General features: G+C 61.3%; 7 protein-coding genes. 2 read left to right on the forward strand and 5 right to left on the reverse strand.

All coding sequences use genetic code 11. From position 1 onward, the window contains the following. Window positions 1–84: 84 nt before the first annotated feature. The gene (locus E5W87_RS08585; RefSeq protein ID WP_292395926.1) at window positions 85–816 is read left to right on the forward strand and encodes a TetR/AcrR family transcriptional regulator; all 732 of its coding nucleotides are present in this window, start codon (window positions 85–87) and stop codon (window positions 814–816) included. Here the strand turns inward: E5W87_RS08585 and yihA are convergent. From yihA to rpmH, 5 genes are all read right to left on the reverse strand, one after another. Further along, the gene (yihA, locus tag E5W87_RS08590) at window positions 813–1,472 is read right to left on the reverse strand and encodes a ribosome biogenesis GTP-binding protein YihA/YsxC (RefSeq protein WP_292395930.1); all 660 of its coding nucleotides are present in this window, start codon (window positions 1,470–1,472) and stop codon (window positions 813–815) included. The genes E5W87_RS08585 and yihA overlap by 4 nt on opposite strands. Continuing rightward, window positions 1,469–2,107, reverse strand: coding sequence for a CatB-related O-acetyltransferase (locus E5W87_RS08595; RefSeq protein WP_292395933.1), 639 nt, complete (start codon window positions 2,105–2,107; stop codon window positions 1,469–1,471). Before E5W87_RS08595 ends, yihA begins: the two co-directional genes overlap by 4 nt. Window positions 2,108–2,366: 259 nt before the next feature. Continuing rightward, window positions 2,367–4,196, reverse strand: a complete 1,830-nt coding sequence (yidC, locus tag E5W87_RS08600) for a membrane protein insertase YidC (protein WP_292395936.1) — start codon at window positions 4,194–4,196, stop codon at window positions 2,367–2,369. Between the two features lie 13 nt (window positions 4,197–4,209). Further along, window positions 4,210–4,563 carry a ribonuclease P protein component gene (rnpA, locus tag E5W87_RS08605; RefSeq protein ID WP_292395938.1) on the reverse strand — a complete coding sequence of 118 codons (354 nt, stop codon included), beginning with the start codon at window positions 4,561–4,563 and terminating at the stop codon, window positions 4,210–4,212. A gap of 16 nt (window positions 4,564–4,579) precedes the next feature. After that, a complete protein-coding gene (gene rpmH, locus E5W87_RS08610; RefSeq protein WP_008833937.1) occupies window positions 4,580–4,714 on the reverse strand; it encodes a 50S ribosomal protein L34 in 135 nt (44 codons plus the stop codon). 302 nt (window positions 4,715–5,016) lie between these two features. Here rpmH and E5W87_RS08615 point away from each other — a divergent pair. Beyond that, the coding region (locus tag E5W87_RS08615) for a HAMP domain-containing sensor histidine kinase (protein WP_292395940.1) at window positions 5,017–6,304 on the forward strand (1,288 nt) is incomplete at its 3' end.

The following is a 6,304-nucleotide window of genomic DNA, read 5'->3' on the forward strand; positions in this document are numbered from 1 at the left end:
GGCTGTTGACTTAGCGCTAAAACGAGCCCATATCAAGAGCAATCGAACCGGTTGGTTCGAATTATTTTGCGAGGTGTGACTTTTATGGGCGAAACACGATCCGACGCCGGCGAGGACCAGTGCGACGTGCTGGACGGCCTGCGTCGCGGCCGCCCAGCGGCCGGGCAGGATCCGATCAAACGTAGTCAGATCATCGATGGCGCCCGTCGTGTCTTCATCGACAAGGGCTTCGAAGCGGCCTCGATGAACGACATCACCCGCGAGGCCGGCGTTTCCAAGGGCACGATCTATGTCTATTTCGCCAACAAGGAAGAGCTGTTCGAGGCGCTGATCGAGGAAGAGCGCGGCACGATCTTCAAGAACATGTACGATATGCTCGACCGAGCCGACGACCTTCGCGAGACGCTGGTGAAGTTCGGCAAGGTACTATCGCTCAAGATCACCTCGGCCAAGGTCATCCAGGCACAGCGCACCGTGATCGGCGCGTCCGATAGGATACCCGACATGGGCGCGCGTTTTTACGAACGCGGCCCCAAACGCGGCCATGACAAGGTCGTGGAATTTCTCAATGCCGCCATCGAGCGCGGCCTGCTGCAGATCGAAGATGTCGATCTTGCTGCCTATCAGTTCACCGAACTGTGCCTGGCTGGCCTTTTCCGCCAGTGCATCTTTGCCTATCGCACCAAAGCCCCGAGCCAGGATGAAATCGACCACATCGTCAGGTCGGGCGTCGGCATGTTCCTGAAGGCTTACGGCACCGAAAGGCTTGCGACGGAAGAAAGCACCCAGACGATTGCACTAGAGGCAAAGTCCTAGCCACCATTGGCTGCCAGCACGATCGCCGTGCGCAATTCCTCGAGGCCCTCGGCCTTTTCCGACGATGTGGCGAGAACGAACGGAAAGGCGGCCGGCCGCTTCTTGATTTTCGCAAGCGTCTCTTCGATCAATCGCGGCACGCCGGCCGCCTTGATCTTGTCGGTCTTAGTCAGCACGATCTGGTAGGACACCGCCGCCTTGTCGAGCAGCGACAGCACTTCGTCGTCCTTGGCCTTGATGCCGTGGCGGGCGTCGATCAGTACGTAGACGCGCTTCAGCGTGACGCGGCCCTTTAGATAATCGAAGACGAGCTTCGTCCAGTCGTCGACCTTTTCCTTGGGCGCGGTGGCGTAGCCGTAGCCCGGCATGTCGACCAGCGCCATCGGCGGCAGATCGGCGCCTTCGCCGGAAAATCCTCCCGGAACGAAATAGTTGAGTTCCTGTGTCCGCCCCGGCGTGTTGGATGTGCGCGCCAGCCCCTTCTGGTTGACCAGCGCGTTGATCAACGACGATTTGCCGACATTCGAGCGGCCGGCAAAGGCGATCTCCGGCGGTCCTTCCGGCGGCAGGAATTTCATCGCCGGCACGCCGCGGATGAAGATCCATGGCCGCGTGAACAGCTCGATGCCGATCACGGTCTTGTTCAACGCGTTCAAACCGCTGCCTCCAGAAGGGAAATATCGGCGCCACGAATGGCGTTGAGATTGCGGCTGATCTTTTCCACCGGCCAATCCCACCACGCCGCCGCCAAAAGCCGCCAGATGGTCCTGTCGTCGAAGCGCATCTTCACCACCTTGGCCGCATTGCCGGCGACGATCGCGTAGGGTGGCACGTCATGCGTCACCACCGATTTTGCCGCAACGATGGCGCCATGGCCGATCGTCACGCCGGGCAGGATCACCGCTTCCATGCCGATCCATACATCATTGCCGAGCACTGTGTCGCCGCGCAATTCCTTCGACCAGGTCGCCGAGTCGAAACCCTCGTCCCAGCCATGACCGAAGATGTTGAACGGATAGGTCGAAAAGCCGGACATGGCATGATTGGCGCCGTTCATGATGAAGCGCGCGCCCTCGGCGATGGCGCAGAACTTGCCGATGATCAGCCGGTCGCCGATGAATGGATAATGATGCAGCACGCATCGCTCGGCGAATTTGTCCGGCCCATCCGGATCGTCATAATAGGTGAAGTCACCGATCTCGATGTTCGGCGCCGTGACCAGTCCCTTCAGGAAACCGACGCGCGTATGCATCGGGATCGGGTGTTTGATGTTGGGGTTGGGTCCGATCATGGTCTGGCTCCATCGGCGAAATAAACGGGCAAGGTCAAAATAGCGCGATCCGCCCGGCAGCACCAACCGCGTGCGCAGCGGATCATCCTTACCTGTTCATCGACGGAGCGCTCCTGAAACGAGAGCGACCTTATAGGGATGTGTCACGGTGGCGTCTACCGCCGGGCCGACTGGTTCCGCGTTCGGCGGCGGCTCGGCTTGTGCGAAAAAAGCCCCGGACGAACCGGGGCCTTCCTGGATTCGCCAAAGGGAGCGCCGGCTATTCCGCCGGCGACGGTTTCTTGCGGAAGAGTGCTATCAGATTGTCCCACAATTCGATCTTGGCGCCCTGCCGCTTCATGATCACGCCTTGCTGGATGATCGAAAGCAAATTGTTCCAGGCCCAATAGATGACCAGGCCGGCCGGGAAGCCGGCCATCATGAAGGTGAAGATGACAGGCATCCAGGTAAAGATCATGGCCTGCGTCGGGTCCGGCGGCGTCGGGTTCATGCGCATCTGCAGGAACATGGTGATCCCCATGACCAGCGGCCAAACGCCAATCATCAACATATGCGGCAGGGTGATAGGGATGAGGCCGAACAGGTTGAAGATCGAGGTCGGGTCTGGCGCCGCCAAATCCTGGATCCAGCCGAAGAACGGTGCGTGCCGCATTTCGATGGTAATGTAGAGCACCTTGTAGAGCGCGAAAAAGACCGGGATCTGCAGCGCCACCGGCCAGCAGCCGGCGAGCGGATTGATCTTCTCGGTCTTGTAGAGCTCCATCATCGCCTGTTGCTGCTTCATCTTGTCGTCCGCGTATTTCTCGCGGATCTCGAGCATCTTGGGCTGCACCTTCTTCATGTTCGCCATCGACGCGTAAGACTTGTTGGCGAGCGGGAAGAAGAGGGCCTTGACGATGACGGTGGTGGCCAGGATGGCCAGGCCGAAATTGCCGAAGAATTTGTAGAGCGTGTCGATCAGATAGAACATCGGCTTGGTGATCCAGATGAACCATCCCCAGTCGATCAAACGGTCGAACAGTCTGATATGGCGATCTTGAGCATAGGCATTGACCTTGGCGACTTCCTTGGCGCCGGCGAAGATCTCGGTCTCTACCGTTGCCGATTGGCCGGCATCAACATTGATCGGGTCGGTGAGGAAGTCGGCCTGGTAGCGGGGGCGGCCGTCCTCGAAATAGGCGTAGCGCGGCTGGAACGGCTGCTTCTCGGTCGGCACCAGCGTCACCGCCCAATATTTGTCGGTGATGCCCAGCCAGCCATCGGTCGACTTGCCCGGCGTGAACTGCTTGTCCTTCTCGACGGCCGCGTATTTGTGTTCCTGCAGCCCTTCCGTTCCGGTGACGCCGATCAACCCCTCATGCAGCACATAGATGCTGGCAACGGCAGGCTTGTCGAAGCGGGTGACACGGCCGTAGTTCGACAGGGTAACGGCGGTCGAACTCGAATTCTGCACCGTGTCCGAGACCGTGAACATGTAGTCGCCGTCGACGGAGAAGGTGCGCTTGAAGGTCAGGCCCTTGTCGTTGGTGAAGGTCAGCGTGACCGGCGTCGCCGGCGTCAGCGTCGCATTGCCGTCGACGGTCCACGTCGTTTCCGGGCCCGGCACCGCGCCGGTCTTGTCGCTGCCGACAAAGCCGATCTCGGCATAATAGCCAGTAGGCAGCGCCGCCGGGTTGAGCAACTCGATCTCGGGCGAGTTCTTGTCGACCGTCGTCGTGTAGTGCTTGAGCCTGAGGTCGTCGAGACGGGCACCGGTGAGATTGATCGAGCCCTTCAGGCTGGGCGTGTCGATCTTGACGCGCTGGGTCGACGCCAGCGCCTGCTCGCGGCCGGCCGGCGTCGTGCCGTCGGTTCCCGGTGCGTTGGGCCCCGCTGCATTGGGAATGGCGCCTTGCTGCGGCACCGGCGCTTCGCTACCGCTCGGACTGGTGCTTTGAGCCGCTTTCTTCTGCTCCGCTACCCGCTGTTCTTCGATACGGGCCTTCTCGCGTTGTGCCTCGCTTTGCGGCAGCACGTAAAAATACTGCCAAAGCGACAGGATCAGCACCGACAGCGCGATGGTGATGAAGAAGTTCCGGTTGTTTTCCATCGAAAGCCTTGGCCTATCGTGTTCCGCGCAGTCGGCGGGAAAGTTCGGCCTTCAACTGGCCGAACGGAATGGTAAGCACATCTTCGCGCCCGACGATGACATAGTCATTGCCAGGCGCCATGTCACCCGCAGCATGCGTGCGCACGGCTTCCCTCAGCCGCCGCCGGATGCGGTTGCGGACGACTGCATTGCCGACTTTCTTGGTGACCGTGTAGCCGACGCGAGGTGCCTCGCTGTCGCTGCGGTCCAGAACCTCGACGAGAAAAAGCCGCCCGCGCCGCTTTTCGCCACGCCGGACAGCCAGGAATTCCGCGCGCTTCAGAAGCCGCTTGGGATGTGCTCCCACTGGCTTGCCGGTTGCGGGCAACGATCTCGTCTTCCGTTCAGGCGCTGAGCCGCTTGCGGCCGCGGTTGCGGCGGGCTGCGACGACGCCACGACCACCCTTGGTGGCCATGCGGGCACGAAAACCGTGCCGACGTTTGCGGACGAGTTTGGACGGTTGGTAGGTACGCTTCATTTGTTTTAATACCGCGGGGTGCGGCCCTTCTTGATTCTGTCACTCTGTAACAGGAGCTTTGCCGGGTCGGTTTTGGCGCGATCGAAACCGCGCCGGGACGAATGGCCCGAGCGTGAGCGGGCTTATAGAAAGAAGGGTTTTGGAAGTCAATCCGCCGCCGCCATCCGGCGCTGTCAAGGCCGATGGCTGAAGTCGTGGCGGTATTATCCCGTATTGGGACTATTGGGACGAAGGATGAAATTGGCAAAAAAGCCGCAATGGCCTAATCTTGGCTGATCAAGTGATCGTGAAGAAGAAGCAGCATGAGTGAAATCCCATCCGCGGACGAAGGGACCGACCGGGCGACGGCCGCCGCTCGGACAGTGCCCCGTACGGTGCCCTTGTCGCGTGGATTGTCGACAAAGCTCCTGCTGCTCACGATCGTCTTCGTGCTTCTGGCCGAAATCCTTATCTTTCTGCCCTGGATCGCCAGCTACCGAATGAGTTGGCTGAAGGAAAGGCTGAGCACCGCCGCGGCAGTCTCGATCGTGCTGGTGCAGGGAGAGCCCGCCTCGCTGTCGCGCGCCGCGCAGAACGACGTGCTGACGGCGATCGGCGCTAAGGCGATAGCCGTGCGCGACGGCGGCGTCTCGCGCCTTCTGGTCGTGGCTGAGATGCCGCCGCAAGTCGACGAGCATATCGACATCGCCAATGTCGGCCTGGTCGAGGGCATGACCAGTGCTTTGGACACGCTGTTTTTCGGCGGCGAGCGGATGCTGCGGGTTTTCGGGCCGGTCGGCGACAGCGATAAGGAATTCGAGCTGATCATGCCCGACTACAGCCTGCGTAATGCCATGCTCATCTATTCGCGCAACGTCGCCTTCGTCTCGCTGCTGATCTCGCTGTTCACCGCCATGCTGGTCTATGCTGCCATCGACCTGATCATGATCGGCCCGATCCGGACGATGACGCGTTCGATGCTGGCCTTCTCCGAGGCGCCGGACGATCCCGGGCGGATCATCCACCCTGCCGCCCGCGCCGACGAGATCGGCGTCGCAGAGCGCGAGCTCTCGCAGATGCAGGAGCGGCTGCAGAAGATGCTCTCCGAGCAGAAGCACCTCGCCGACCTCGGCCTCGCCGTGTCAAAGATCAATCACGACATGCGCAACATCCTGGCGTCGGCGCAGCTGATGTCGGACCGCTTGCGTCAGGTCAAGGACCCGACCGTACAGGCCTTCGCGCCAAAACTGCTGCGCGCGCTCGATCGTGCCGTATCCTATTCGGAAGGTGTGCTTTCCTATGGCCGCACCCAGGAGCCGCCGCCTTCGCGCCGCCGGCTCAGGCTGCGCCAGCTGGTCGACGACGTCCACGGCCTGCTCGACACCGAAGGCGGCATCGAATTCATCAATGCCGTCGATCTGGCTTTCGAGGTGGATGCCGATTCCGATCAACTCTTTCGCGTGCTCACCAATCTTTGCCGCAACGCCGTGCAGGCGATGGCGCCGGACGCCGAAAGCGCGGTGGTGCGCCGGTTGGCGGTGTCGGCCGAGCGCGTCGGCAGCGTCAGCCGCATCACCGTCACCGACACCGGCCCCGGCCTGCCGCCGAAGG

The sequence above is a fragment of the Mesorhizobium sp. genome (assembly GCF_004962925.1).
In the GTDB taxonomy this organism is placed as follows: Bacteria; Pseudomonadota; Alphaproteobacteria; order Rhizobiales; family Rhizobiaceae; genus Mesorhizobium.